General features: G+C 72.5%; 27 protein-coding genes. 12 read left to right on the forward strand and 15 right to left on the reverse strand.

The window, feature by feature from the left end; translation table 11 throughout:
• Positions 1–1,781: thioredoxin domain-containing protein (locus G3I41_RS22485; protein WP_164402206.1), on the reverse strand; the 1,781-nt coding region annotated here is incomplete at its 3' end.
• Between the two features lie 110 nt (positions 1,782–1,891).
• On the opposite strand from G3I41_RS22485, the gene G3I41_RS22490 reads away from it, so the two are divergent.
• The 3 genes from G3I41_RS22490 (at position 1,892) to G3I41_RS22500 (ending at position 5,911) form a co-directional block, all read left to right on the forward strand.
• A complete protein-coding gene (locus tag G3I41_RS22490) occupies positions 1,892–2,110 on the forward strand; it encodes a hypothetical protein (protein ID WP_164402207.1) in 219 nt (72 codons plus the stop codon).
• Positions 2,107–2,514, forward strand: a complete 408-nt coding sequence (locus tag G3I41_RS22495) for a PIN domain-containing protein (RefSeq protein WP_164402208.1) — start codon at positions 2,107–2,109, stop codon at positions 2,512–2,514. Before G3I41_RS22490 ends, G3I41_RS22495 begins: the two co-directional genes overlap by 4 nt.
• Before the next feature lie 196 nt (positions 2,515–2,710).
• Positions 2,711–5,911: a tetratricopeptide repeat protein gene (locus G3I41_RS22500; protein WP_164402209.1), complete on the forward strand. Its 3,201-nt coding sequence runs from the start codon at positions 2,711–2,713 to the stop codon at positions 5,909–5,911.
• Between the two features lie 63 nt (positions 5,912–5,974).
• Here the strand turns inward: G3I41_RS22500 and G3I41_RS22505 are convergent, their stop codons facing one another.
• Together G3I41_RS22505 and mca are read right to left on the reverse strand one after the other, a co-directional pair.
• Positions 5,975–6,208, reverse strand: coding sequence for a hypothetical protein (locus G3I41_RS22505; protein WP_164402210.1), 234 nt, complete (start codon positions 6,206–6,208; stop codon positions 5,975–5,977).
• A gap of 1 nt (position 6,209) precedes the next feature.
• Positions 6,210–7,091 (reverse strand): mycothiol conjugate amidase Mca, encoded by an 882-nt coding sequence (gene mca, locus G3I41_RS22510; RefSeq protein ID WP_164402211.1) that lies wholly within the window; start codon positions 7,089–7,091, stop codon positions 6,210–6,212.
• A 152-nt stretch (positions 7,092–7,243) separates the two neighbouring features.
• On the opposite strand from mca, the gene G3I41_RS22515 reads away from it, so the two are divergent.
• Both G3I41_RS22515 and greA read left to right on the forward strand, forming a co-directional pair.
• A complete protein-coding gene (locus G3I41_RS22515) occupies positions 7,244–7,660 on the forward strand; it encodes a DUF4307 domain-containing protein (protein ID WP_164402212.1) in 417 nt (138 codons plus the stop codon).
• A 183-nt stretch (positions 7,661–7,843) separates the two neighbouring features.
• Positions 7,844–8,341, forward strand: coding sequence for a transcription elongation factor GreA (gene greA, locus G3I41_RS22520; protein ID WP_164402213.1), 498 nt, complete (start codon positions 7,844–7,846; stop codon positions 8,339–8,341).
• A 61-nt stretch (positions 8,342–8,402) separates the two neighbouring features.
• On the opposite strand, the gene G3I41_RS22525 is transcribed toward greA, so the two are convergent.
• The 3 genes from G3I41_RS22525 to ilvA form a co-directional block, all read right to left on the reverse strand.
• Entirely contained in the window at positions 8,403–9,266 is an 864-nt protein-coding gene (locus tag G3I41_RS22525) for an ABC transporter permease (RefSeq protein WP_164402214.1), read from the reverse strand.
• A complete protein-coding gene (locus tag G3I41_RS22530) occupies positions 9,263–10,249 on the reverse strand; it encodes an ATP-binding cassette domain-containing protein (protein WP_164402215.1) in 987 nt (328 codons plus the stop codon). The genes G3I41_RS22525 and G3I41_RS22530 overlap by 4 nt, the downstream gene beginning before the upstream one ends.
• 102 nt (positions 10,250–10,351) lie before the next feature.
• Complete coding sequence (ilvA, locus tag G3I41_RS22535) at positions 10,352–11,581, reverse strand: threonine ammonia-lyase (RefSeq protein ID WP_164402216.1); 1,230 nt, start codon at positions 11,579–11,581, stop codon at positions 10,352–10,354.
• Between the two features lie 156 nt (positions 11,582–11,737).
• Between ilvA and G3I41_RS22540 the strand changes: the two genes are divergently transcribed.
• The 4 genes from G3I41_RS22540 to G3I41_RS22555 are packed head-to-tail and all read left to right on the forward strand — an operon-like array spanning position 11,738 to position 13,307.
• Positions 11,738–12,268, forward strand: coding sequence for a MarR family transcriptional regulator (locus G3I41_RS22540; RefSeq protein WP_164402217.1), 531 nt, complete (start codon positions 11,738–11,740; stop codon positions 12,266–12,268).
• A gap of 57 nt (positions 12,269–12,325) precedes the next feature.
• Positions 12,326–12,820, forward strand: coding sequence for a sigma factor-like helix-turn-helix DNA-binding protein (locus tag G3I41_RS22545; protein ID WP_164402218.1), 495 nt, complete (start codon positions 12,326–12,328; stop codon positions 12,818–12,820).
• Entirely contained in the window at positions 12,817–13,065 is a 249-nt protein-coding gene (locus G3I41_RS22550) for a hypothetical protein (RefSeq protein ID WP_164402219.1), read from the forward strand. The genes G3I41_RS22545 and G3I41_RS22550 overlap by 4 nt, the downstream gene beginning before the upstream one ends.
• Before the next feature lie 56 nt (positions 13,066–13,121).
• On the forward strand, positions 13,122–13,307 hold the full coding sequence (locus tag G3I41_RS22555) for a DUF1059 domain-containing protein (protein ID WP_164402220.1): 186 nt from the start codon (positions 13,122–13,124) through the stop codon (positions 13,305–13,307).
• Positions 13,308–13,359: 52 nt separating this feature from the next.
• Here the strand turns inward: G3I41_RS22555 and G3I41_RS22560 are convergent, their stop codons facing one another.
• Positions 13,360–14,505: a cystathionine gamma-synthase gene (locus G3I41_RS22560; RefSeq protein WP_164402221.1), complete on the reverse strand. Its 1,146-nt coding sequence runs from the start codon at positions 14,503–14,505 to the stop codon at positions 13,360–13,362.
• A 66-nt stretch (positions 14,506–14,571) separates the two neighbouring features.
• Here G3I41_RS22560 and G3I41_RS22565 point away from each other — a divergent pair, with 66 nt between their 5' ends.
• The gene (locus tag G3I41_RS22565) at positions 14,572–15,678 is read left to right on the forward strand and encodes a hypothetical protein (RefSeq protein ID WP_164402222.1); all 1,107 of its coding nucleotides are present in this window, start codon (positions 14,572–14,574) and stop codon (positions 15,676–15,678) included.
• 313 nt (positions 15,679–15,991) lie between these two features.
• Complete coding sequence (msrA, locus tag G3I41_RS22570; RefSeq protein ID WP_164402223.1) at positions 15,992–16,657, forward strand: peptide-methionine (S)-S-oxide reductase MsrA; 666 nt, start codon at positions 15,992–15,994, stop codon at positions 16,655–16,657.
• 60 nt (positions 16,658–16,717) lie between these two features.
• Here the strand turns inward: msrA and gdhA are convergent, their stop codons facing one another.
• From gdhA to G3I41_RS22595, 5 genes are all read right to left on the reverse strand, one after another.
• Positions 16,718–18,097 (reverse strand): NADP-specific glutamate dehydrogenase, encoded by a 1,380-nt coding sequence (gdhA, locus tag G3I41_RS22575; RefSeq protein WP_164402239.1) that lies wholly within the window; start codon positions 18,095–18,097, stop codon positions 16,718–16,720.
• 349 nt (positions 18,098–18,446) lie between these two features.
• Positions 18,447–18,806, reverse strand: a complete 360-nt coding sequence (locus G3I41_RS22580) for a DUF1330 domain-containing protein (protein WP_164402224.1) — start codon at positions 18,804–18,806, stop codon at positions 18,447–18,449.
• A gap of 97 nt (positions 18,807–18,903) precedes the next feature.
• A complete protein-coding gene (locus G3I41_RS22585) occupies positions 18,904–19,587 on the reverse strand; it encodes an ABC transporter ATP-binding protein (RefSeq protein WP_164402225.1) in 684 nt (227 codons plus the stop codon).
• A 35-nt stretch (positions 19,588–19,622) separates the two neighbouring features.
• Positions 19,623–21,083 (reverse strand): ABC transporter permease, encoded by a 1,461-nt coding sequence (locus G3I41_RS22590; protein WP_164402226.1) that lies wholly within the window; start codon positions 21,081–21,083, stop codon positions 19,623–19,625.
• 146 nt (positions 21,084–21,229) lie between these two features.
• On the reverse strand, positions 21,230–22,480 hold the full coding sequence (locus G3I41_RS22595) for an Ig-like domain-containing protein (RefSeq protein ID WP_239081780.1): 1,251 nt from the start codon (positions 22,478–22,480) through the stop codon (positions 21,230–21,232).
• A 427-nt stretch (positions 22,481–22,907) separates the two neighbouring features.
• Here G3I41_RS22595 and G3I41_RS22600 point away from each other — a divergent pair, with 427 nt between their 5' ends.
• Complete coding sequence (locus G3I41_RS22600) at positions 22,908–23,096, forward strand: hypothetical protein (RefSeq protein ID WP_164402228.1); 189 nt, start codon at positions 22,908–22,910, stop codon at positions 23,094–23,096.
• Here G3I41_RS22600 and hutH read toward each other — a convergent pair.
• The 3 genes from hutH to G3I41_RS22615 all read right to left on the reverse strand — a co-directional run bounded on the left by hutH (position 23,077) and on the right by G3I41_RS22615 (position 26,789).
• The gene (hutH, locus tag G3I41_RS22605; RefSeq protein WP_164402240.1) at positions 23,077–24,621 is read right to left on the reverse strand and encodes a histidine ammonia-lyase; all 1,545 of its coding nucleotides are present in this window, start codon (positions 24,619–24,621) and stop codon (positions 23,077–23,079) included. The genes G3I41_RS22600 and hutH overlap by 20 nt on opposite strands.
• A gap of 88 nt (positions 24,622–24,709) precedes the next feature.
• Positions 24,710–25,891 (reverse strand): GGDEF domain-containing protein, encoded by a 1,182-nt coding sequence (locus tag G3I41_RS22610; RefSeq protein WP_164402229.1) that lies wholly within the window; start codon positions 25,889–25,891, stop codon positions 24,710–24,712.
• Positions 25,892–25,976: 85 nt separating this feature from the next.
• Positions 25,977–26,789 carry an enoyl-CoA hydratase-related protein gene (locus tag G3I41_RS22615; RefSeq protein ID WP_164402230.1) on the reverse strand — a complete coding sequence of 271 codons (813 nt, stop codon included), beginning with the start codon at positions 26,787–26,789 and terminating at the stop codon, positions 25,977–25,979.
• Positions 26,790–26,837 lie beyond the last annotated feature (48 nt).

Below are 26,837 nucleotides of genomic sequence, written 5' to 3' on the forward strand. Positions count from 1 at the left end.
ACCTCGCGCGGCCCGTCGAGCAGCGCCTCGGCCACCGCGAGCCCCCAGCCGATGAAGCGCGGGGCGCGCGGGCCCAGCGCCTTCACGACGCCCAGCGCCTCCTCGGCGGCGGTGCTGTGGGGCCCGGAGCCGGTGTGCGCGGCGTACGAGAGGAGCGCCCCGGCGGCGGCCGTCCAGCCGGCCGGGGTCGCGCTGTCGGTGGGGTCCTGGGGGCGCCGGATCAGCCGCTCGGCGTCGTCGGCCGTGTCGTACAGCTGGCCGCCCTCGCCCCGGAAGTGCTGGAGCACGATGTCCAGCAGGAACCCGGCGAACTCCAGCCAGGCCCCCTCGCCGGTGACCGCGGCCAGCGCGAGGAAGCCCTCGGCGACGTCCCCGTAGTCCTCCAGCACCCCGGCGTGGTCACCGGCGCGCCCGTCCTTCGACGTCCGTACGAGCCGGGCGACGGGCCCCATGTGCACCCGCACCAGCAGGTCGGCCGCCTCGGTGGCCCGCTCGACCAGGTCGGGCCGGTCGAAGAAGGCGCCCGTCTCGGCGAGCGCGGCGATGGCGAGCCCGTTCCAGGCGGCGACGATCTTGTCGTCGCGCCCCGGGCGCGGGCGCTCCTCCCGGGCGGCCAGCAGCCGCTCCCGTACGCCGGCGGCGCGGGGGTCGTCGGGGTCGCCGGGCAGCTGGAGCACCGAGGAGCCCTCCTCGAAGGTGCCCTCGTCGGTCACCCCGAAGTGCTCGGCGGCGAACGCGGCGTCCTCCTCGCCCAGCACCTCGCGCAGCTGCTCCGGCGTCCACACGTAGTACGCGCCCTCGACGTGCCTGCCGTGCGCGTCCTCACTGTCGGCGTCGAGCGCGGAGGCGAACCCGCCCTCGGGCGTCCGCAGCTCGCGCACCATGAAGTCGGCCGTCTCCAGGGCCACCCGCCGGGCGAGCGCGGACCCGGTGGACCGCCAGAGGTGGGCGTAGACGCGGCAGAGCAGCGCGTTGTCGTACAGCATCTTCTCGAAGTGCGGGACGACCCATTCCCGGTCCACGGCGTACCGGGCGAACCCGCCGCCGAGCTGGTCGTAGATCCCGCCCCGGGCCATTGCCGCGCAGGTGTCGGCGGCCATCTGAAGCGCCCCGTCCGCGCCCGTGCGGGCGTGGTGGCGCAGCAGGAACTCCAGCGCCATGGACGGCGGGAACTTGGGCGCCCCGCCGAACCCGCCCCGCTTCTCGTCGTAGTCCCGGGTCAGCCCGAGCAACGCCTGCGCGAGCTCCGACTCCCCGGGCGGCCCGTCCCCGCCGTGGGCGAGGCTGCGCTCGGCCAGGTCCCGCACGATCCGCCCGGCCACCTCCCCGACCTCGTCGCGCCGGTCGGTCCAGGCGGCGGTGACCCCTTCGAGCACCTGCCGGAAGGAGGGCATCCCGTGGCGCGCCTCGGGCGGGAAGTAGGTCCCGAAGTAGAACGGCTCGGCGTCCGCGGTGAGGAACACGGTCATCGGCCACCCGCCCTGCCCGGTGGCCGCCTGCACCGCCTCCATGTAGACCGCGTCCACATCGGGCCGCTCCTCGCGGTCCACCTTGACGGACACGAAGTGCTCGTTCATGTAAGCGGCGGTCGCCTCGTCCTCGAACGACTCGTGCGCCATGACGTGGCACCAGTGGCAGGACGAGTACCCGACGCTGAGCAGGACGGGAACGTTCCGCCTTCCGGCTTCCTCGAACGCCTCGGACGACCAGGGCCACCAGTCGACCGGATTGTCAGCATGCTGCAGCAGATACGGCGAGGTCACACCAGCCAACCGGTTCATGCGGGCCAGCCTCTCACAGCGCCGCGCCCGGGCACGGGGACCGCCGCGAGACACTGGGCTGAGCCTCAACGGTCCCGGACTGTTCAAGCTCCTTGAACATCTCCGTGTCCATGCCCGCCGACCTGGTCAGTGAGCTCCGCGCCCGAACCGGCCGCCGCGGGCTCTCCGGCTACGTCACCGAGGCCGTCAGGCATCAGCTCGCCATGGATGGGCTCGCCGAGATCGTCGCGGCCCATGAAGAAGAGCACGGCGCGCTCACGGAGCAGGAAATCGAAGCCGCTCGACGCGAGCTGTTCGGAGATGAGCACGCCGAGCGGGGCGCCGCGTGAAGGAGCAGCCGGCCCGCTCGCTGGTGCTCGACTCCGAGGCGCTCTCCCTGCTCCTGCGCAACGACCGCGGTATGGCGGCCCGTATCGAGGCATCCCGGCAGGCTGGGGTACCCGTGCTCGTGTCCGCGCTGACCATTGTTGAGGCCGTACACGGGAAGACCGATCTTGCGCGCTTGAAGTGGGTGCTCTCCCGGCTGCGGGTGGAACCGGTCAGCCAGGAGGACTCCCTGACCGCCGTCGCGTCGCTCCAGGACGCGGGCGGGCTGCACGGGCACAAGTACGCTGTCGACGCCCTCGTCGCCGCGCTCGCGCTCCGCGTCCCGGCCCCCGTGATCGTCCTGACCTCCGACCGCGACGACTGGTCGAAGCTCTGCGGAAACGGCGTGATCGTCCGAGAGGTGTGAGCACCGCCGGCTACTGGGTGCGCAAGTTCACACCCCCGAGCGCGCCCCGGATTCCGCGACGACGAGGCGCACTGGACCCAACCGGCGTGCGGCCCAGCGGCGTTCGCCGTCGGCGGGTCGCGCGTCCTCCCTCGCGCGGGCGCGCCGTACGAAGGACACTGGACCCCGCGACCAGCGGAGCCGGAGGGGGACACGGATGCGGATGCGGGACGGCCACCGGGCCGATGCGGAGCGGCTGTTGGTACGGGCCGTGGAGGAGGAGGCACGGCGCAGCGGCGGGCGGACGGATCCGTCCGTCCTGCTGACCCGTGCGCGGGCCGCCCTCGACACCATCGCGGAGGGCGCGGCGGAGGAGTACGCGGCGTACGTGCGGGCGCTCGACGCCTCGGCGGGCGGGCAGCGGTTCAGCCGGGAGAGCATGGCGACGCCGTTACTGGTCACCGGTGTCGCCGCCGCAGCGGCCTTCGGCGCCGATGTGGCGCTCGGTACGGCGTCCGGGCTGGCGCTCGGCGCGGGGGCGGTCGTCGCCGTGGCGGGGGCCACCGCCACGGTCGCCAAGGCCACCGCGTCGCACCGGCCCGCCACCCCGGCGGGCGCCCGGCCGGACCAGCTGCGGCTCCAGTGGCTGGCCGCCCTCGACGTACGGGGCATCCGACCGTTCCTCGACCAGCAGCGGATGCTGGCCGCCGCCACCCGTGCCCCGGCGAAGAAGGCCGCGGCCAGGACCCGCACCCCGCTGCGCGGCGGGGACCGCAGTGCGGCGGCGCGGATGCGGTCGCTCCTGGAGCAGTCGTTCGGTCATCTCCCGGCGGCCGACGGGCTGTTCGCGGGGCGGCGGGGCGAGCTGGCCCGCATCGGCCAGTGGGTGCACGCCGCCCGCGCGTCCACCGAGACGAAGCCGACCGTCGTCGTGCTGCACGGTCCCCCGGGCGCCGGGCGCACCACGCTCGCCGTGCGGGCCGCGCACGAGCTGAGGGACCAGTTCAAGGGCGCGTGCGTGGTGGACCTGCGCGGCGACGCCGAGGGCGAGGCACCGCTGCCGACCCGGGACGCGCTGCTGCATCTGCTGAACCGGCTGGGCGCCCCCCGCGAGCAACTGCTGTTCCGGGACGGCGCGTCCGCCGAGCAGCAGGTGCGCCGGCTCGGCGAGCTGTACCACCAGCACCTGACGGGCACGGCGGTGACGATCGTCCTGGACGACGCCCGGGACGCCGAACAGGTCGCCACGCTGATCCCGGAGCGCTCCGACAGCCTGGTCCTGGTCACCGCCCGCGAGCCGCTGGACCTGCCGGACTCCCTGCCCGCCCGGGTGCACCGGCTGGAGGTCGGGGCGCTCGATCCGGGCGGCGCGGAGGAGCTGCTGCGCGGGGTGTCGCAGGAGGCGGAGCCGGGCCCGTACGACTATCCGTCGAGCGAGGCGATCACCGAGCTGTGCGGCGGGCTGCCGCTGGCCCTGCGTGTCGCCGGGTCGGCGCTCGGGGCGCGTACGGCGGACGTGCTGGCCGCCGACCTCGCCGCGTACGGTCCGGTACCGCCCGTCGAGCGCGCCCTGTGGCTGCGGTACACCGACCAGTCCGCGCAGGCCAGGCGGCTGCTGCGGCGGCTCGCGCTGGCGGGCCGGGCGAGCCTGGGCGCCGCCGCCGCGGCGGCGCTGCTCTCCGCCGACGAGCAGGAGGCCGGCCGGCTGCTGACGGCCCTGTCCGAAGCCGGGCTCCTCGACCACGTGCGCGGCTCCCGCTACCGCCTGCACGACCTGGTGCGCGGTTTCGCCCTGGCCCGGCTGCTGGACGAGGAGGAGCCGGCCGAGCGCGCCGCCGCGCAGGAACGGCTGATCGCGAACTACGCGGAGCTGGCCGGCGCGGTGATCCGGATGGTGGACGGCAAGATGTCGACCCGGGCCGGCCAGTTCGGCTCGCACGGCTTCGGTTCGCTGGACGCGGCCCTGCGCTGGCTGGACGACGAGTCGAGCTTCATCACCTCGGCCCTGCGCCATGCGGAGGGCGTCGACCAGGCGGCGGTGCTCGCGCTGCTCGGCGCGCTGTGCGACTACTGCCTGCTGCGCGGCGACCTCTACCGGCTGGGTGAGATAAGCGAGCTGACGCAGGCGGTCGACCAGGGCCTCCTCGAACGGTCGGTGCGGTGGCGTACGGGCATCGCCGCCCGGCAGCTCGGCGAGCTGGACAAGGCCCGCACCACGCTGTCCTCCGTCGTCGGCCTGTACCGGGAGGCGCAGAACGACGCCGGTACGGCGCTGGCGCTGTGCTCCCTCGGCATCACGCTGCACCACCAGGGCAACCTGACCGAGGCGGCGGCCCGGCTCCGCGAGGCGATGGAGCTCCAGCTCGCCGCCGGGCAGGACGCGGACCGGGCCTGGTCGCTGCACGCCTTGGCCGCCGTCGAGCGCGACCGGGGCAATCTGGCCGACGCGGTCGCCCTCCTGGACACCGCGCTCACCCTGCACCGCGAGGGCGAGTCGCTGCACGGCGAGGCGTGGACCCGGTTCCAGCTGGGCCAGGTCCGGCTGCGCCTGGGCGACGCGGAGCGGGCGGAGGCCGCGCTGCGCGCCGCCCTCGATCTGTACCGGCGGACCCGTGACGAGCGCGGGATGGCGTGGGCGACGACCCAGCTGGCCCGGGCCCGGCTGCTGGCCGGCGACCCGGCCGCGGCCGTCGAGCAGCTGACCGCGGCCCTGGCCCACCACCGCGACAACGAGGACGCGCGCGGCGAGGCGTGGACCCGGTACCACCTGGGCCAGGCGCTGGAGGAGCACGGCGACACGGTGGAAGCCGTACGGCAGCTGGAGCGGGCCCGGACGATGTTCTCGCGGATGCGCGATGTGTACGGCCTCGCCTGCGCCCGGCACCACTCGGGGCGCGTCACCCGCGACCAGCGGGCCGCGCAGACGGGCAACCTGCGCAATTCCGGGTTCGCCCGCCAGCTGCTGGCCGACGCGCGGGCGGACTTCCGGCGCATCGGGGTCGCCCACGGCGAGGCGTGGGCCTGCCTGGACCTCGCGCTGATCGACGCGGGCAACCAGCGCACGCCCCAGGCCCTCGGGCTGTGCGACGAGGCGGTCGCCCTGTTCGAGTCGTACGGGGACGCGCGCGGCGCGGACTGGGCGCGCCTCCTGCGCTGCACGCTACTGCCGTACGCCTCGCCGGGCGGCGTCGAGGTGGGCACGGTGGTCGCCCAGCAGGAGCTGGCCGAACTCCGCGCGGCCGGCCACTCGGCCAGGGACCCCGAGGTGGACCACTGCGCGGACACCTACCGGGTGGTCCTGGACCGGGGCGCCGACCTGGAATCGGGCTGGCAGGCGTGGTCCCTGGACCTGGTCCCGTCACGCCGGACCCGGGAGATCATGGGCGTGAGGGTCCCGTCGGGCCCGCCCGGCGACTGAGGGCGTCCTTCAGCCGGACGACGGCGGCGGGGGCACCATCCGTACGCTCCCCGCCCCGCCGTACTACTTCCGCTTCGCGGACACCGGCTCGGCCGGCTCCTCCGACGCCGGCTCCGCCTCCGGCGTCTCCTCGAAGTTCACCCGCCCCATGTGCCGGTTCATCGACTTCATGAGCGCCCACACGCCCACGGCGAGCGCAGCGAAGACGATGAAGCCGAGGACCCCGGGGGTCACCTTGTTCTTGTCGAGTTCCTCGGCGAGCGGGACGAGGTTCGTCAGTGCCTGAGTCGCGTACATATCAGGCATTGTCGCGGATGCCCGCGAAGAGGTCGCTCTCGGGGAGGGAGGTATCGACCAGAGACTTCGCCAGCTCGTACTCCTCGGTCGGCCAGACCTCCCGCTGGATGTCCATCGGAACGCGGAACCAGCCGCCGTCCGGGTCGATCTGCGTGGCGTGCGCGATCAGCGCCTTGTCGCGGATCTCGAAGAAGTCCGCGCACGGGATGTGCGTGGTCAGCGTGCGCTCGGGGCGGCCGAACTCCTTCCAGCGCTCCAGCCACTCCCCGTACGGCGACTCCATGCCGCGGGCGAGCAGGGCCTCGTGCAGGGCGACCGTCCGCTGCCGGTTGAAGCCCTGGTTGTAGTAGAGCTTCTGCGGCGTCCAGGCGGGGCCGAACTCCGCCTCGGGGAACTTCTCGGTGTCCGCCGCGCCCTCGAAGGCGATCATCGAGATGGTGTGGGTCATGATGTGGTCGGGGTGCGGGTAGCCCCCGTTCTCGTCGTACGTGGTGATGACCTGCGGCCGGAACGCGCGGATCTTCGCGACGAGGCGGCCGGCCGCGACGGTCTCGTCCTCCAGGGCGAAGCAGCCCTCGGGCAGCGGCGGCAGCGGGTCGCCCTCGGGCAGGCCCGAGTCCACGAAGCCCAGCCACTCCTGCTTGACGCCCAGGATCTCCCGGGCCTCGTCCATCTCCTTGCGGCGCACCTCGTGGATGTTCTCCTCGATGTACGCGTCGCCCTGGAGTTTCGGGTTGAGGATGGAGCCGCGCTCGCCTCCCGTGCAGGTCACGACCAGCACGTCCACCCCCTCGGACACATACTTGGCCATGGTGGCCGCGCCCTTGCTCGACTCGTCGTCGGGGTGAGCGTGTACGGCCATCAGTCGAAGCTGCTCAGTCAAGACTCGATCCTCAGTCATTGGTCGCCATCAAAGGTGCCGTCCCGCAGGGACGCCGGTCTCGGGGCGGCGGTCGGGTGACGGGTGGGCGGCTTCTATAGTGACTGAACCGGGGGGTGGAAAATTCCTCGATCCCCGGTACGGGAGGAACGATCATGACGGCGGTGCGCGAGGCGCTTCCCGAGAACCGCTACGGCCGCTCGGCGGACCAGCGCGCGGACCGCAAACTCAAGATCATCGGCTCCGTGCTCGGCGTCGCGCTGCTGGGCGTGGTCGGCTGGATCGGCTTCGACTACGTGGGCGGCAAGGGCCTCAGCGCCGAGATGATCAAGTTCAAGGTCACCTCGGACGACCGCGTCGAGGTACACCTGGAGGTCCGCAAGGGCCGTGACGACCAGGGCTACTGCACCCTCCGCTCACTGAGCGAGAACGGTACGGAGGTCGCCCGCAAGGACTTCCGTTTCGACGACGACAGCGACCGGATCGACAAGATCCTGACCCTGCGGACGACCTCCCGGGCGACCGCCGTCGAACTGCTGGGCTGCACGGAGGACGGCGGGGCGTCGCGTTGACCGCAGCACGCCCGTCGTAACCCCATTTACCCGGCTCTGACCTGCGGTTTCCGCAGTCGGGACTTTTACCTTCTCCCCCTTTTCCCAGTGAATTGTTAGGCTCGTGGTTTCGCCCACCCGGAGCGGCGCATGCTTGCGGGTAGGGCGTTGCTTTGTATTCCCAGTACCGACGAGGAGCACCCTGTGACCCAGACCAGCGAAAACGTCACCTGGCTCACGCAGGAGGCGTACAACCAGCTCAAGGCCGAGCTGGAGTACCTGTCTGGTCCCGCGCGCACGGAGATCGCCGTCAAGATCGCGGCGGCCCGTGAGGAGGGGGACCTGCGCGAGAACGGCGGGTACCACGCGGCCAAGGAGGAGCAGGGCAAGATGGAGCTCCGGGTGCGCCAGCTGACCCAGCTCCTCGAGCACGCGAAGGTCGGCGAGGCGCCCGCCGACGACGGCGTGGTCGAGCCCGGCATGGTCGTGACGATCGCCTTCGACGGCGACGAGAACGACACCATGACCTTCCTGCTCGCCTCCCGTGAGTACGCGAGCGCGGACATCGAGACGTACTCGCCGCAGTCGCCGCTCGGCGTGGGCGTGAACGGCAAGAAGACCGGTGACGACGCCGACTACGAGCTGCCGAACGGCAGGACCGCCACGGTGAGGATCCTGTCGGCGAAGCCGTACACCGGCTGACCCGTACGTGAGAGGGCCCCGGCCGCGCGGTGCGGCCGGGGCCCTTCCGTGTCCGGGGTCCTCAGTGGGAGACCGAGCGGTACTTGCGTACGGCCAGGGTCCGGAAGACCAGGATGATCAGCACGGACCAGATCAGCGAGGCCCAGACGGGGTGTTCCATCGGCCAGGCGCCGGTCACCGACTTCGGGACGCCTTCGATCGTGTTGCCGAACAGTTCCCGGGCGGCCGCCACCGTCGCGCTGAACGGGTTCCACTCGGCGACGTACTGGAGGAACGTCGGCATGCCGTTGACCGGCACGAAGGCGTTCGAGATGAACGTCAGCGGGAAGAGCCAGATCAGGCCGCCGGAGGTGGCCGCCTCCGGGGTGCGGACGGTCAGGCCGATCAGCGCGCCGATCCAGGTGAACGCGTAGCCGAGGAGCAGGAGCAGCCCGAAGCCGCCGAGGACCTTGCCGATGTTCTCGTGGGTGCGCCAGCCGACGAGCAGCGCGACGCCCGCGAGGACGACGAGCGTGACGGCGGTCTGCACCAGGTCGGCCAGGGTCCGCCCGGTCAGCACGGCGCCCCGGGCCATCGGCAGCGACCTGAACCGGTCGATGAGGCCCTTGTGCATGTCCTCCGCGATGCCCGCGCCGGCGCCCGCGGTGGCGAAGGTCACGGTCTGCGCGAAGATGCCGGCCATCAGGAATTCCTTGTACGCGCTCGCGCTGACGCCCGCGCCCGGGATGGCGATCGAGCCGCCGAAGACGTAGGTGAAGAGCACCACGAACATGACCGGCTGGATGATCCCGAACAGGATCATCTCGGGGATCCGGGTCATGCGGATGAGGTTGCGCTTGCCGATGACCAGTGAGTCGCGGACCGACTGGCCGATGCCGCCGCCCGGCCGCGGGGCGGCCGTACGGGCTTCGCTGAGGGCGCTCATTTCTCCGTCTCCGATCCGGAAGTCCCGGCTTCGTTCTTCTCCTGTTCGGCCGCGTGGCCGGTGAGCGAGATGAACACGTCGTCCAGAGTGGGGCGGCGCAGTCCGATGTCGTCGATCTCCACACCCTGGGCGTCCAGGTCGCGGATGACCTCGGCGAGGAGCTTCGCGCCGCCGTCGACCGGAACGGTCAGCTTGCGCATGTTCGGCAGGACGGCGGTCTCGCCCTTGCCGAGGCGGGTCAGGACGGTGCGGGCCCGCTCGATCTGCCCGGGGTCGTGTACGACGACCTCGACGCGTTCGCCGCCGATGCGGGCCTTGAGCTGGTCGGAGGTGCCGCGTGCGATGACGCGTCCGTGGTCGATCACGCAGATGTCGTGGGCGAGGTGGTCCGCTTCCTCCAGGTACTGCGTGGTCAGCAGCAGGGTCGTGCCGCCGGCCACCAGCTCCTCGATGACCTCCCAGAGCTGCTGGCGGTTGCGCGGGTCGAGGCCGGTCGTCGGCTCGTCCATGAACATGACCGGCGGGGAGACGACGAGCGCCGCCGCCAGGTCGAGGCGGCGGCGCATGCCCCCGGAATACGTCTTGGCGGGGCGGTCCGCCGCGTCGGACAGGTGGAAGCGGTCGAGGAGTTCGCCCGCCCTTGCCTTCGCCGCGCGTCCGCTCATCTGGTAGAGCTGGCCGACCATGCGGAGGTTCTCGCGGCCGGTCAGGTATTCGTCGACGGCGGCGAACTGGCCGGAGAGCCCGATCGAGCGCCGCACCTCGTTGGGGTTCTTCAGGACGTCGATCCCCGCCACGAAGGCGGTGCCGCTGTCCGGCCTGAGCAGCGTCGTCAGGACCCGGACGGCGGTCGTCTTGCCGGCCCCGTTGGGGCCGAGGAGCCCGAGTACGGTCCCCTCCGGCACGTCGAGGTCGACGCCCCCGAGTGCTCGGACGTCACCGAAGGTCTTGACGAGCCCTTCGGCGTAGATGGCGCCTGGCATGTGGGATTCCCCCAGTGCGTTCGGATGGCTACCTCTCGGATCCAGATCCTAGGGACGCCCGGGGTGCGACGCCCGGTGAACACACGAGCGGGACCCGCCTCCTCAGCCCATCACCAGATAGCCCGCGTCCCGCAGCGCCGCCTTCACGTCGTCGCAGTGCTCGGGCCCCTTCGTCTCCAGGTGCAGCTCCACCTCCGCCTCGGTGAGGCCGAGCCGGGGGTCCGTACGGGCATGGCTGACGTCCAGGACGTTGGCGTCGGCGACCGAGAGCACGCCGAGCATCGCGGCCAGCGCGCCGGGCCGGTCGGTGAGCCGCAGCCGCAGGCTGAGGTAGCGGCCGGCCGCCGCCATGCCGTGGGTGAGGATGCGCTGCATCAGCAGCGGGTCCACGTTGCCGCCGGAGAGCAGCGCCACCACCGGGCCCTGGAACGCCTTCGGGTCGCTGAGGAGGGCGGCGACCGGGCTCGCCCCCGCGGGTTCGACCACCATCTTGGCCCGCTCCAGGCAGAGCAGCAGGGCGCTGGACAGCTCATCCTCGGAGACCGTGCGCACCTCGTCCACCAGGTCCCTGACCAGGGCGAACGGCACGTCGCCGGGGCGTCCGACCTTGATGCCGTCCGCCATGGTCTGGAGCGTGCCGATGGAGACGGGGCGGTCGGCCGCCAGGGACGGCGGGTAGCACGCGGCACCGGCCGCCTGCACGCCGACGATGCGCACGTCGGGCCGGACGGCCTTGACCGCGACGGCGATGCCGGCCGCGAGCCCGCCGCCGCCGATGCCGACGACGATCGTCCGGACCTCGGGGCACTGCTCCAGGATCTCCAGGCCGACCGTGCCCTGTCCGGCGATGATGTCGGCGTGGTCGAAGGGGTGGATGAACACCGCGCCGGTCTCGCGCGCGTACTCCTGCGCGGCGGCCAGGGTCTCGTCCACGACGGTGCCGTGCAGCCGCACCCGGGCCCCGTACTCGCGGGTGGCGGCCACCTTCGGCAGCGGTGCCCCGACGGGCATGAAGACCGTGGAGCGTACGCCGAGAAGCGCAGACGCGAGGGCGACACCCTGCGCATGGTTCCCGGCGCTCGCGGCCACGACGCCCGCGGCGCGTTCGACCGGCGTGAGTCCCGAGATGCGTACGTAGGCGCCCCGCAGTTTGAACGAGCCGGTCCGCTGGAGGTTCTCGCACTTGAAGAGGACGGGCGCGCCCACGAGGCCCGAGAGATGACGGCTTCCTTCGAGCGGGGTGACCCTGGCGACCCCGGAGAGCATCTTCTGCGCCCCCCGCACGTCGTCGAGGATCACAGGGGGAAAGCTGCCGGGCGACGGGAAGTTCATACCGTAAGTCTTGCAGCTCGCAGGGGTCCCGGCCGCCGCTTGCGGGGCCGTCCTGCGCCGATGTCCGCAGGTTTGTGCAGCGCTGGTACGCGTTGCCCCGGGGCCGCGTACTCTGTCCCCCACCCATCCGACACCGCACGAAGAGAGCCCCCGGCCATGCCCCCTCAGGACATGACGACTGCCTCGTCTCCTTCCGGGGGCGCTGCCCCGGAAAACCCGGGTCCCGACCACGTTCTCGACACCCTTCAGCACCAGGTGGCCGTATTCGCCCGCCGGGCCGAGCAGACCCGCCTCGGCGGGGTGGGCCAGGTGCGCAACTCCATGGACCGGGCGGCCTATCTGCTGCTGAACCGGCTGGACCTGGAAGGGCCGATGGGCGTCAAGGCGCTGGCCGCCGGGATGGGGATCGACTCGTCCACGGTGACCCGGCAGGTCGCCCCGCTGGTGGACACCGGCCTGGTGAAGCGGACCTCGCACCCCGAGGACGGCCGGGCGGTCGTGCTCCAGCTGTCACCGCGCGGCCAGGCCCGGCTGGACGAGGTCCGGGACTCGCGGCGGGAGTTGATGGCGCAGGTGACGGACGGGTGGAGCGAGGAGGAGCGGGACACGTTCTGCGCGCTGCTCACCCGGTTCAACGCGGCGCTGGCGGCCCGGCAGGCCGCGCACCAGACGGCGCCCGCGAACTGAACACCCGCCGGTTCCCCGGGGGTTGACCTGAGGGCCGCGGCGCGCTCGGATTGACGTGTGCGAGAGCGTCATGCGGGCCCGCGGCGGGGCCGCGCCCAGGACTTCGGGTCCTTCGTCGCGGGCGCGGCGGGCCGGCTGCTGCACACGGCCACGCTGCTCACCGCCGAACCGGCGGACGGCCCCGGCGCCAACCCGCACGCGCGGCGGCTGCTCACGGCCTCGCTGGCCCGGACGTTCGCCGACTGGGAGCGACTGCGCGGCGAGGACCCGTACAACCACACCCGGCAGGAGCTGGCGGCCCGGTTCGCCCGCGAGGCGTGGCGCCACCACCGGCCGCGCGGCGGTCTGCTGGACCGGCTCACCCCGCAGGAACGTCTCGTCCTGGTGCTGCGGCTGTACGAAGGGGTCCCGGAGGAGCAGACGGCGGCCCTGCTCGGGCTGCCCGAGGACCGGGTGCGCGCGGTCTGCAGCCGGTCGGTGGCCACGATGCGCGGCACCAGGAACCCGACCGCGCGCCGGGGCCCGGCCCGGTTGCTGGGGGCCGCGCCGTGAGCGGGACCGGGCGCCGCGAGGACGAGGTGCGCCGGATGCTGGAGGGCCCGCGTCCGCAGGTGCCCGCCGATCTGGCGGCGTCGGCGGCGGAGCGGGGCGGACGGCTGCTGCGACGGCGGCGGGCGCTGCGCGGGCTCTGGCTGCTGGCACTGGTCGCGGCCGTGGCGGTGTTCGCGGTGTGGGCGCTGACGGTTCGGCCCTGGGAGACGCCTCCGGCGGATACGACGCCGGTGGAGATCTGGTAGACGCGGCGGGCGGGGCGTCCCGGACTACCCTGGAAGGGAGTGGTCAGGAGGCTGTCATGACCCGAAAAATCGCTGACTGCCGCAAGTATCCGAGTGAGATGGACTGCTCGCTGACGATCACCGGCGAGGAGGAGGAAGTCGTGCGCGCCGCGAGCGAGCACGCCGTCTCCGTCCACCAGCACACCGACGGCCCCGAGCTGCGGGAGCAGGTCCGGGCGTCGCTGGAGGACGAGCCGGTCTGAAGCCCGGGCGGGACCGGCGTTCCGGCCCCGCCCCTTCACACGCTCACACGTCTCAGCCGAGCGCCTGCGTCAGGTCCGCCAGCAGGTCGTCCGCGTTCTCGATGCCGACGGAAAGGCGGACCAGGTCGGCCGGGACCTCCAGCGGGGAGCCGGCCGCCGAGGCGTGCGTCATGCGGCCGGGGTGCTCCAGCAGCGATTCGACGCCGCCCAGGGACTCGCCCAGGGTGAACAGCTTCGCCCGGTCGCAGACCGCGACCGCCGCCTCCTCGCCGCCCGCGACACGGAAGGACACCATGCCGCCGAAGGCCCGCATCTGCTTGGCGGCGACCTCGTGGCCCCGGTGCTCGGGCAGGCCCGGGTAGAGGACCTGGGTGACCTTGGGGTGCCGGGTCAGGAGCTCGGCGACCTTGGTGGCGTTCTCGCTGTGCCGGTCCATGCGCACGGCGAGCGTCTTGATGCCGCGCAGCACCAGCCAGGCGTCGAACGGGCCGGCGACCCCGCCCATCGCGTTCTGGTGGAAGACCAGCTCGTCGGCCAGGTCCGGGTCGTCGACGATCAGCGCGCCGCCGACGACGTCCGAGTGACCGCCCATGTACTTGGTGGTGGAGTGCACCACGACGTCCGCGCCGAGCGCCAGCGGCTGCTGGAGGTAGGGGCTCGCGAAGGTGTTGTCCACGACGAGGCGGGCCCCGGCGGTGCGGGCGACCTGGGCGACGGCGGCGATGTCGGTGATGCCGAGCAGTGGGTTGGACGGGGTCTCCACCCAGACCGCCTTGGTGCGCGGGGTGATCGCCGCGCGGACCGCCGCCACGTCCGAGGTGTCGGCGACGGAGAACTCCACGCCCCAGCGCGAGGCGACCTTCGCGAACAGCCGGAACGTGCCGCCGTAGGCGTCGTTCGGGATGACCACGTGGTCGCCGGGGGTCAGCAGCGTACGGAGCAGGCAGTCCTCGGCGGCGAGGCCGGAGGCGAAGGCGAGCCCGCGCCGGCCGCCCTCCAGGGCCGCGAGGTTCTCCTCCAGGGCGGTGCGGGTCGGGTTGGCGCTGCGGCTGTACTCGTAACCGCCGCGCAGTCCGCCCACGCCGTCCTGCTTGTACGTGGACACCTGGTAGATGGGCGGAACCACGGCGCCGGTGAGGGGGTCCGCGGTGTTCCCCGCGTGGATCGCGCGGGTTTCGAAGCTGTGCTGGTCGCTCATGGGGCCGAGCGTAGTTCGTCACGAGGGGGCTCACGGGTCACATGGCCGTCCGGTGACAATGGGGGCATGGAGATTCTGTGGTTCCTGCTCGCGCTGTGCCTGCTGACCGCCGCGATCGGCCCGTACGTGCTGCGCCGGCGCGGTGGCGGCATCCGGCTGGCCGCGCCCGGCTCCCCCGACGCCGCCGATCCGCAGGACTACGGCTTCGCGCGCCAGGAGGAGCTGGACGTCCGGACGCCGGGGCCGGACCAGGATCTGCTGGACGTGCTGGAGGTCGTGCAGCACACGCAGGAGTGGCGGGCCGCGTCCCAGCTGCTGGCCGGGACGCCGAAGGAGGGCGAGCTGCGCTGGCAGCGGGTACAGGCGTTCGCCGGGGCGGCGTCGCTGGAGCTGCTGCGACAGCCGGGCGTCGGCGGGGCGTGGCTGCGCAAGTGGCGCGCGGAGGCGCCGAAGGACGCGGGCGCGGCGGCGGTGCACGCGGAGTTCCTGGTGCAGCAGGCGTGGCGCTCGTCCACGGCGGGCACGGACGACTTCCGGATCATCCTGGAGGAGGCCCGTACGGTGATCGGCGAGGCCGCCCTGCTGGCCCCGGGCGACCCGGTCCCGTACATCGTGGAGCTGGCGGTGGCGCGCGGACTGGGTTATCCCGGCGAGGAGTTCGACCGGCTGTGGGCGAAGATCATCGACCGGGCCCCGGCGCACCTGGGCGCGCACATCGCGGCGCTGCACTTCTGGAGCGAGCGGTGGCACGGCTCGCGCGAGGAGGCCGACCGCTTCGCGACGGCCGCCGCCGCCCGTGCCCCGCAGGGCTCGCTGCTGGCCGGGCTGCCGCTGTTCGCGGTGTACGAGCACCTGCCCGAGGTCAATCTGGTGCGCGGCTTCTACGAGAGCCAGGTGGTGACCCGGGCCGTGGAGGGCGCCATGTACGCGGTGCACGCGGCGCGCGCCGACGACCCGATGCTGCCGCACGTGCGCCATCTGCTGGTGCTGTTCCTGGTGCGGATGGAGCGCTGGTCGGAGGCGGTGCACCAGCTGGTGCACATCGACGGGTACGTGGGCGCGCTGCCGTGGACGGCGAGCGAGGACCCGGCCGCCGAGTACGCGGTGTACCGGGCGCTGGCGGTCGCGGGGTACGAGGCCAACGGCGGCAGCCCGGCGTCGCTGCCGCGCTAGGGCGTGTTTCGAAAGTAGCGCCGTCCGCCCGTAGGGCGGGTCCGGCGGCGTCTGGTGCGTGCGATCGCAAGGCGGAGGGTCGCCCCGATACTGGTTGTATCGGGGTGATCCCGACAACGCGGCGAGCGTGCGTGCCAGGCGTCGCCGGACAGGCGGGACTTTCGAAACAGGCCCTAGTACCGCGGCCCTAGGTGTTTTGCCCTGTGTGGTTGGGGACGCGGCTGGCGGTAATTGTCAGACAGGCACTGGCTGGAATCCGCAGGCCGCTCCGCGCGTTGTACGGACAGCACGCCGACCCAGGAGGAGCCCCCGCATGTTCCTGCACCGCCGCACCCCTCAGCTCCCCACCCCGGAGGAGGCCCTGCGCGGCCGTTCGACCCCCGAGTTCACCGTCCCGTCCCGGCACACGGTCCTGGGCAACCCGTTGCTCGGTCCGTACCCGGAGGGCTTGGAGACCGCCGACTTCGCGCTGGGCTGTTTCTGGGGCGCCGAGCGCAAGTTCTGGCAGACGGACGGCGTCTGGACGACGCTCGCCGGCTACCAGGGCGGCTACACGGAGAATCCCGCGTACGAGGAGGTCTGCTCGGGCCTCACCGGCCACACGGAGGCCGTCCGCGTGGTGTACGACCCGCGGATCGTCACGTACACCGAGCTGCTGAAGCTGTTCTGGGAGTCCCACGACCCGACCCAGGGCTTCCGGCAGGGCAATGACGTGGGCACGCAGTACCGCTCCGCGGTCTACACCCACTCCCCCGAGCAGGCCGAGGCCGCCGCCGCCTCCCGCGAGGCGTACCAGCGGGTGCTGACGGCCTCCGGCCACGGTGAGATCACCACGGAGATCCTGCCGGCCGAGGGCCGCCCGTTCTGGCCCGCCGAGCCGGCGCACCAGCAGTACCTGGACAAGAACCCGGGCGGCTACTGCGGCATCGGCGGCACGGGCGTCTCCTGCCCGGTGGGCGTGGCCCCGGCGGAGAGCTGAGCGATACGAGAACGGGCCCGGGGTAAGCGCCCCGGGCCCGTTCCGTGCGTCGAGGCCGGGTCAGATGAGCCCCTGCGCCAGCATCGCGTCGGCGACCAGTTCGAAGCCGGCGATGTTGGCGCCGACGACGTAGTTGCCGGGGCTGCCGTACTTCTCGGCGGTGGTGTAGCAGGAGTCGTGGATGTGGCGCATGATCTCCGCGAGGCGCTGCTCGGTGTGGGCGAAGGTCCAGGAGTCGCGCGAGGCGTTCTGCTGCATCTCCAGGGCGCTGGTGGCCACGCCGCCCGCGTTGGCCGCCTTGCCGGGGGCGAAGGCCACGCCGGCCTCCTGGAAGACGCGGACGGCCTCGGGGGTGGTGGGCATGTTGGCGCCCTCGGCGACCGCCTTGACGCCGTTGCGCACCAGGGTGAGCGCGTCGGCCTCGTGCAGCTCGTTCTGGGTGGCGCAGGGCAGCGCCACGTCGACGGGGACGTTCCAGACGCCGGTGCCCTCGACGTACTTCACGTGCGCGCCGCGCCGCTCGGCGTACTCGGAGATGCGGCCGCGGCCGCGCTCCTTGATCTCCTTGAGCAGGTCGAGGTCGATGCCCTTGTCGTCCACGACGTAGCCGCCGGAGTCGGAGGCGGTGACGACGGTCGCGCCGAGCTGCTGGGCCTTCTCGATGGCGTAGATCGCGACGTTGCCGGAGCCGGAGACGGAGATGCGCTGGCCGTCCAGGGACTCGCCCCGGCTGCGCAGCATCTCGGCGGTGAACATGACGCAGCCGTAGCCGGTCGCCTCGGTACGGACCAGCGCGCCGCCCCAGCCGAGACCCTTGCCGGTGAGGACGCCGGACTCGTGGCGGTTGGTGATCCGCTTGTACTGGCCGAAGAGGTAGCCGATCTCGCGTCCGCCGACGCCGATGTCACCGGCGGGCACGTCGGTGTACTCGCCCACGTGGCGGTGGAGCTCGGTCATGAAGGACTGGCAGAACCGCATGATCTCGGCGTCGGAGCGGCCCTTCGGGTCGAAGTCCGCGCCGCCCTTGCCGCCGCCGATGGGCATGCCGGTGAGGGCGTTCTTGAAGATCTGCTCGAAGCCGAGGAACTTCACGATGCCGAGGTTGACGGACGGGTGGAAGCGCAGACCGCCCTTGTACGGGCCGAGCAGGCTGGAGAACTCGACGCGGAAGCCGCGGTTGACGTGGATGTCGCCCGAGTCGTCCGACCACGGCACCCGGAAGATGAGCTGGCGCTCCGGCTCGCATATGCGCTCGATGACCCGGGCGTCCACGAACTCCGGCCGCTTGGCCAGCACCGGGCCGAGGGTCTCCAGGACCTCCCGGACCGCCTGGTGGAATTCCTTCTCGCCCTGGTTGCGGCGCAGGACCTCGGCGTACAACGGCTCGATGATGCGGTTCTCGGCGGCGTGCGAGGTGGCGGAGTCAGGGGTGACCGGCATCTGATCAAGACCTTCCATGGGTCGGCTCATACGCGGGGGCGCCCCCGTCCCGAGGGGCGCCAGGTCCCCCTCCCCATTGAGGGTGTCGCCGGAACATCGCGTGTACCGCTCGCGAGCGCGGCGTAACAGGACCGTCGTGGCGTAGTGATTCTCCCAGTGGCCCGGCGCCTCGGCCCGGGGCATCCACATGGTGATCGGGTGCCCGGACGCCCCGGACCTGGACCAACGGCCTTGTACGAGGCCGGTTCCGGGCATGATTGGCCGGGTCGCGGCCGCGTCCGGGCCGCCGCCGAAGTGGTGAATCTCACAGCTGCGCCGCCTCGGCGGTGAGGTTCCGGAAATCCGGGCGTTACGCCACCGTGGTGGCCGCCGCCTCCGCCCGCAGCGCCGCGGCGGTCGCCCTCGGGTCGTAGTCCGGCGCGACGCCCTCCACGATCACCACGTCCCCCGCCATGTGCCGGGCCCGCAGCGGCACCAGTTCCTGGTAGGCCGGGGAGGCGTACCAGGCGCGCGCCTCCCCGAGGGAGGGGAACCCTACGACGACCACCGCGCCGGGCCACGCGCCCTCGACGACCTCGACCGGCGCGTTGTGGACCAGGAACCGGCCGCCGAACGGGTCCAGGGTCGACTGGATGCGCTCGATGTAGTCGATGACCTCCGCGTCGGGGCGGCCCTCGGGGTACAGGTGCGCGATGGCGTAGGCGGTCATGGTGGGGCCCTCCGGTCCGTGCGGTCGTCCGTTCGGCTGATGGGCTCCATGCTGCCGAGGGGACCGGAGGGCGTCGATTACCTCTGAGGTCATGCGGTCAGGCCGCGGCGTTCTCCGTGATGGTGACCTTGCCCTTGCGGATGGTGGCCAGGCGCGGGGCGCGGCGGGCGAGGGCGCTGTCGTGGGTGACCATGACGAAGGTGAGCCCGTGCTCCTTCCACAGGGTCTCCAGGACCTCCATGATCTCGTCGCGCATGGACTCGTCCAGGTTGCCGGTGGGCTCGTCCGCGAGGAGCACCTTGGGCCGCTTGACGAGGGCCCGGGCGATGGCGACGCGCTGCTGCTGGCCGCCGGACATCTCGCCGGGCACATGGCCCAGGCGCTCGCCGAGTCCGACGGAGTCCAGCGCCTCGGCGGCTCTCGCGCGCCGCTCGGACGCCTTGACGCCGAGGGGGACGAGCGCGGTCTCGACGTTCTCCTGGGCGGTGAGCGTGGGGATGAGGTTGAAGCTCTGGAAGACGAAGCCGATGTTCTCCGCGCGCACCTGGGTGAGTTTGGCCTCGCTGAGCTTCGCCAGGTCCGTGCCGTCGAGCTCGATGCTCCCGGCGCTGGGCCGGTCCAGGCCGCCGAGCATCTGGAGCAGGGTGGACTTGCCGCCGCCGGTGGGGCCCTGGATGACCAGGCGGCCGCCGTCCTCGATGGTGAGGTCGACGCCGGCGAGGGCGTGCACGGTGGACTTGCCGCGCTGGTACTGCTTGGTGACGCCGTGAAGCGTGTACATGGGTGTTCTCCTGACGGGGTGTGGGGTCCGGGCTGCTACTCGACGCGGCGGAGCGCGTCCGCCGGGCGCAGCCGGGAGGCGCGCCAGCCGCCGAAGGCGCCCGCGATCAGCCCGCCCGCCACGGCCAGGGCGACGGCGGTCAGGATGACGGAGAGGGAGACGGGCGCGGTGAGCGCGATGTCGAGGGCCTTGGACGCGCCCTGCCGGCCGAAGCCGGGCCCGCCGCCCGTCATGCCGCCGCGCGCCCCGCCGCCGGAGGAGCCCAGCTCCGCGGTGAGCGTGGGGCTGACGGCGGTGACCGCGTAGGCGCCGGCCAGTCCGACGGCGATGCCGAGGACCCCGCCGATGAGGCCGTTGACCAGGGCCTCGCCGACGACCTGGCGGGTGACCCGGCCGCTCTTCCAGCCGAGGGCCTTCAGCGTGCCGAACTCGCGCACCCGGCGGCTGACGGCGGAGGAGGTGAGGAGCCCGGCGACCAGGAACGCGGCGGCCAGGACCGCGAGGGACAGCCACGTGCCGACGCCGGCGGCGAGGTCGGACGCGGTGGACAGGGAGCCGGAGACGGTGTCCGCGAGGTCGGCGGAGGTGGTGACCGTGGTGCCGGAGATGTTCTTCTGGATGGCCGACTTGACGGTGTCGATCCGCTGCGAGTCCGCGGCCTTCACGTAGACCGTGGTGACCTTGTCCTTCGAGTCGGACAGGGTCTGGGCCTGCTTGAGCGGGATGTAGAGGTTGGCGGCGGCGTCGCCGCTGTCGGCCGTCGAGACGCCGATGATCGTGAACTTCGTGCCGTGGACGGTCACGGTCTTGCCGGTGGCGAGGCTCTTCTCCTTGGCGTACGCGGCATCCACCACGGCCACCTCGGCGTTCGTCTCGGTCGTCCTGAACGTGCGGCCGGAGGTGATCTTCGAGGAGGTGAGCGGGCCGAGGTCCTGCTGGGTGACGTCGGTTCCGTACACCGTGTAGGAGTTGACGTCGAAGGAGGCGCCGCCGCCCCTGACCTCGCCCTGCGGCATGCCGCTGCCGCCGCCGGGCCCGCGTCCGCCGCCGCCCTGGCCCGTACCGCCCTCCTGCTTGAACTCGCCGCGCTTGAACTGCCCGTCCACCTTCATCACGGACAGGCTCAGCCCGCCGACCGCACCGGCGACGCCGTCCTGCTCGCCGACCTCGGTGACCGTGGAGGAGGCCAGGGTCTGGAAGCCCTGGACCATGACCCGGTCCGTGCTCTGGGTCGCGTCGTCGTCGTCCTTGGCGTCGAACTCGAACCTGGGGCGGCCGGTGGAACCGGACTTGGGCGCCGTGGCCGCCTTGGTGACGGTCATGTCCGTGCCGAGTCCGTACAGCGATTCGAGGACCTTGTCCTGGGCCTTGCTCATGCCGGAGGAGACGGAGCTGACGACGATGACCAGCGCAATGCCGAGGGCGAGCCCGGAGGCGACGACGAGCGCCGCCTTTCTGCGGCGGCGCAGCTCGCGCCGGAGGTAGGTGAAGAACATGGCGCGAGGCTAGGCACGGCTCGTGATGCCGGCTTGAGGCTGCCATGAGAGCAGGATGAGAACAGTGTGTACGCCGAAGGCGGCGGCACCGGATTCCGGTGCCGCCGCCTTCGGCGTACGGGGTGGGGTTCGGCCCGGCGGGCCGGTCAGGCGGTGGTGCCCGCCGTCCACTCGGCCCAGCTCATGTTCCAGCCGTTGAGGCCGTTGGAGGGCTGGATCGTCTTGTCCGGGGAGTTCTTGACGATCACGACGTCACCGACCATGGAGTTGTTGTAGAACCAGGCGGCGGGCGTGTTGGGGTCCCCGGCGCCCTTGGCGTCCTCCAGGCCGACGCAGCCGTGGCTGGTGTTGACCTTGCCGAAGATGCCCTTGCCCCAGTAGTTGCCGTGGATGAAGGTGCCCGACGTGGACAGCCGCATGGCGTGCGGCACGTCCTTGATGTCGTACTCGCCCTTGCCGTCGTCGTCCGTGAAGCCGACGGTGGCACCGTTCATCCGGGTCTCCTTGTACTTCTCGGAGATCACCATCTGGCCGTTGTACGTGGGGTTGTCGGGTCCGCCCGCGGAGATCGGGATGGTCTTGACCGTCTTGCCGTCGCGGGTGACGGTCATGGTGTGGGTCTTGGCGTCGACCGTGGAGACCTGGTTGCGGCCGACCTTGAAGGTGACCGTCTTCTGCTGGACGCCGTAGACGCCGTCCGAGCCCTCGACGCCGTCCAGGGACAGCTTCAGCGTGACGGTCGAGCCGGCCTGCCAGTAGTTCTCGGGGCGCAGGTCGAGGCGCTGGTTGTTGAACCAGTGGCCGGCGACTTCCTGGCCGCTGCTGGACGTCACCTTGATGCCGTCCTGGACGGCCTTGGTGTCGGTGATCGGCTTGTTGAAGTTGATCGAGACGGGCATGCCGACGCCGACGGTGGAGCCGTCCTCGGGGGTGAAGTTCCCGATGAAGCTCTTGTCGGGCGAGACGGTGGTGAAGGAGGAGTTCTCGTGGGCCTCACGGCCCTTGGCGTCCTTCGCCGTCGCGCTGACCTTGTAGGTGGTCGAGCGCTCCAGCTGGGCGTCCGGCTTCCAGCTCGTGCCGTCGGCGGAGAGGGTGCCCGCGACGCTCTTGCCGTCGGCCGCGGTCATGGTGACGGAGGTCAGCTTGCCCTTGGCGACGGTGACCTTGGCGGCGTTGTTGATGCTCGCGTTCGTCGCGCCGTTCTTGGGCGCGATCGTTATCTGCGCCTCGGAGGTCTCCTCGGCCGCCGCCTTGTCGACGTCGGCCGCCTGGGACTTCGAGCCCTCGGGGCTGGGACCGCCCTTGTCACCGCCGTCGTCGCAGGCGGAAAGCACCAGTACGCCGCCGAGCAGTGCGGACGCGGCCATCAGGCCCTTGCGCCGCTTGCTGTCCGTCATCACACGCTTCTCCATCGTTGCCGAAATCCCCAAAAACCCCGAACAAGGCCGCCCACCCGCGCAACCCCGTCAATGTTCGAGAACCCCTTGTACGGGATCCCCGTTCCACGTCCGCCGAATGTGTGGGGAACACCACTCTTCGACGCCGTGCCGGGGGCGGTGGTTCCCGCGTCCGCGACACGGACCGGCTCCGGTCCGCCGTGAGCGGCCGGGGCCCGCGTTCCCGCAGGTCGGGCCCGCCGCTCCGGGCCGCCGCAGCCGTCGCCCTCCCTCCCATTGTGCGGGACGGCCGGGGTGCCCCCCGCCGAGGACGCGTTCCCCGGCGGCCTCCCCGCCATGCCTGCACCGGGGCCCTGGCGTGATCCGGATGACGGCCCTAGCATCGGCACGAGCCGGACGTCCGGCCGTCGCAAGGGAGACCGATTCCGTGGCCATTGCCCGCCGCCCACTCCTGACCGCCACCGCCGCGGGAATGCTGCTCTGCGCCCTGTGGTTCGTCCCGTCGGCCAACGCCACGGGCGATACGGGGAGCGCGCCCGGCGCGGCGGCGACAGCGGGCGAACACGGGGACTCCGGCGCGCTCCCCGAGACCGGGCTCAGGCCAGCGGACCGGTAACCGGCTCCACGGCGGAGACCAGCCCGCCCGCCCGTACGAAGGCGTCGGCGGCGGCCAGGTCGGGCGACAGGAAGCGGTCGGGGCCCGGACCCTCGACACCGGCGGCCCGCAGCGCGTCGATGACGGCGCTCGTGGCCGGGGCCGGGGCCAGCCCCTGCTGGGCGCGCAGCTCGACCGCACGGGTCGCCGCGTACAGCTCGACGGCGACGATCCGGGCGAGGTCGTCCACGGCGGTGCGCAGCTTGCGGGCGGCCGACCAGCCCATCGAGACGTGGTCCTCCTGCATCGCGGAGGACGGGATCGAGTCGGCGGAGGCCGGGACGGCGAGCCGCTTCATCTCGCTGACCAGGGCGGCCTGGGTGTACTGGGCGATCATCAGGCCGGAGTCGACACCCGCGTCGTCGGCCAGGAACGGCGGCAGCCCGTGCGAGCGGTTCTTGTCGAGCAGCCGGTCGGTCCGGCGCTCGGTGATCGAGCCCAGGTCCGCGGCGGCGATGGCCAGGAAGTCCAGGACGTACGCGACGGGCGCGCCGTGGAAGTTGCCGTTGGACTCCACCCGGCCGTCGGGAAGGACCACCGGGTTGTCCACGGCGGCGGCCAGCTCGCGGTCGGCGACGGTCGCGGCGTACGCGAGGGTATCCCGGCCCGCCCCGTTGACCTGCGGCGCGCACCGCACCGAGTAGGCGTCCTGGACGCGCGGCGCGTCGTCCTGGTGGTGACCGGTGAGGCCCGACCCGGCCAGCACCCGCAGCATGTTGTCCGCGCTGGCGCCCTGGCCGGGGTGCGGGCGGATGGCGTGCAGCTCGGGGGCGAGGACCTTGTCCGTGCCGAGCAGGGCCTCCAGGGAGAGGGCGGCCGTGATGTCGGCCGAGGTGTAGAGCGTCCGCAGGTCGGCGAGGGCCATGATCAGCATTCCGAGCATGCCGTCGGTGCCGTTGAGGAGGGCCAGGCCCTCCTTCTCGCGCAGCTCGACCGGGGTGATGCCGTGCGCGGCGAGCAGCTCGCCGGCCGGGCGGACGGTGCCGTCGGGGCCCTCCGCGTCGCCCTCGCCCATCAGCGCCAGCGCGCAGTGCGACAGGGGCGCCAGGTCGCCGGAGCAGCCGAGCGAACCGTACTCGTGGACGACGGGGGTGATCCCGGCGTTCAGCACGTCGGCCATGGTCTGCGCGACCTCGGGCCGGACACCGGTGTGGCCGGAGGCGACCGTCTTCAGCCGGAGGAACATCAGCGCCCGGACGACCTCGCGCTCGACGCGCGGGCCCATGCCGGCGGCGTGCGAGCGGACGATGTTGCGCTGGAGCTGGGCGCGCAGCTCCGGGCTGATGTGGCGGCTGGCCAGCGCGCCGAATCCGGTCGAGACGCCGTAGACCGGCTCGGGCTTGGCGGCGAGCGCGTCCACGATCTCGCGGGCGGCGGCCAGCGCGGCCACCGCGTCGGCGGAGAGCTCGACGCGGGCGTTGCCGCGGGCCACGGCGATGACGTCCTGAGCGGTGGTACCGGACGTCCCCACCACGACTGTATGCATATCCATATTCAGCAGCGTACGGATTGAAACCCTTCATGTCACCAGTGGTAGGCCGGTTGACCCCTTACGCGGACGCCGGCCGTACGGGTCAGTGCCCGGGCGGGTTGCCGCGCAGGTGACGGCGATCGTGCGGGGACTTCGGCGGGGAGTCCGCCAGCCGGATGACCTCGTCGTCGCGCCCCGCCACCACCGGGCGGTCCGAGCGGGCCGCCTTCGCCCGGTACTGCGCCGCGTCCGCCAGCCGGAACAGCCTCCGGGCCGAGACCACGGGCCCGATGTCGTCACCGGTGGACGCGATCCCGCAGGCGACCCCGTTGCCGAACTCCAGCCCGGCCGCCCGCTCGCACAGTTCGGTGGCCACGGTGACCACCTCGTCCGCCTCGGGGCCCACCGCCAGCAGGCAGAACTCGTCGCCGCCCAGCCGGGCCGCCAGCGCCCCGGGCAGTATGGCCCCGCACCGGGACAGCACCGAGCCGAAACGTTCCAGCAGCCGGTCGCCCACCGCGTGGCCATGGGTGTCGTTGACCCACTTCAGCCCGTTCAGGTCGCAGACGACCAGGCTGACCACCGCCCCGTCCGCCCGGTGCCGCTCCAGCGCCTCGTCCAGCCGCACGTCGACGGCCCTGCGGTTGGCCAGGCCGGTCAGCGGGTCCGTGAAGGCCAGCTTGCGGACCTCCTCCAGGCGCTCGGTCTGGGCGAGCCCGGCGGCCACCACGGCGGCCAGCACCGTCGCGAAGTCGGCGTCCGCGCGCCCGAAGACCGGTGCGCCCACCGGCCGCGCCACGTACAGCTCGCCCCAGGCCCGTCCGTGCAGCACGATCGGCGCGACCACGCAGCACCCCCGCCCGCGCCGGCGCAGCGCCGCCACCCGCTGGTGGCAGTAGCCGGGCCCGTAACCGTGCGCGCCGGCCGCCGGATCCCGGCCCGGCTCCCCGTCCACCGGGCCCTCGGCGGTCTCCACCCAGGCGTCCGGCTCGCCGCCCCCGGCCCACCGCTCGTGCAGGAACTCGGTGATCTCCGGGAACCGGTGGACCGGATAGACCTCCTCCTCGGGGAACTCCTCCTCGCCCTCGGCCCGCTCGCCCGCGTTGACCAGGACCTTCAGCCGGCCCTGGTCGCGCTCCCAGACCGAGAGCGCGGCGAAGCCACCGCCCAGCGCCTCACAGGCCCCCAGGGCGGCCGCTCGCCAGCACCCCCGGGGCGTCTGCGCCGCGGCCATCGCCTGCGCCAGCGAGACCACGGCGCGCAGTCGTGCGTCGTCACCACCCATTGCGCCAGTTTAGGTCGATATGAGCGCGGTGATCACTCGGCGAATCCGGAGCGTGACCAGCACGGCCCGCAGCGGTCACCCAGGATCACTCTCCGGGCCAGTTCGCCTTCCGCTTCTCGTTGAACGCGGCCACGCCCTCCGCCCGGTCCCCGGAGAAGGCCACCGACCGCCACGCGGAGTCCTCGACCTCCAGGCCCGCCCGCAGGTCGAGCCCGTGCCCGAGCCGCAGCGCCCGCTTGGCCGCCCGCAGCCCGACCGGCGAGTGCGCGGCGATCCGGCCGGCCAGGGCCAGCGCCTCGGTCCGGTCCTCGCCCTCCGCCACCAGCTCGTCCACCAGGCCAAGCTCCCGGGCCTCGGGGCCGTGCACCCGGCGGGCGCTGAAGATCAGCTCCGCGGCGCGCGCGGCCCCGACCCGGCGGGGCAGCAGCTGGGTGCCGCCGCCGCCCGGGATGACGCCGACGGAGACCTCGGGCAGGCCCACCAGGGCGGTCGGGTCGGCGACGATCAGGTCGCAGGACAGGGCCAGCTCGAAGCCGCCGCCCAGGGCGAAGCCGTGCACGGCGGCGATCGTCGGCATGGGCAGCTCCAGGACACCGGTGTAGGCGGCGCGCGCGGTGGGCCGCTGGCGCACCAGGTCGGCGTCACTGAAGGAGTTGCGCTCCTTGAGGTCCGCGCCCACGCAGAACGCCCGCTCGTGGCTGGAGGTCAGGACGGTGACGCGTACGTCCCGGTCGGCGGCGAGCGCGTCACAGGCGGCGGCGATCGAGCGGGCCATGTCCGTGGACACCGCGTTCATGGCCTTCGGCCGGTCGAGAACCAGCTCGGCGACGTGATCGATGCCCTCATGGGCCCGGACGACGACGAACTCCCCGAACCGCTGCTCGGACGTGACGGTCATGGCTGCACCCCTGTCGGTTAACGAGCGTTACCGAAGGGATCCTAGAGC

The sequence above is a fragment of the Streptomyces sp. SID9727 genome, assembly GCF_010550605.1.
GTDB lineage: Bacteria > Actinomycetota > Actinomycetes > Streptomycetales > Streptomycetaceae > Streptomyces.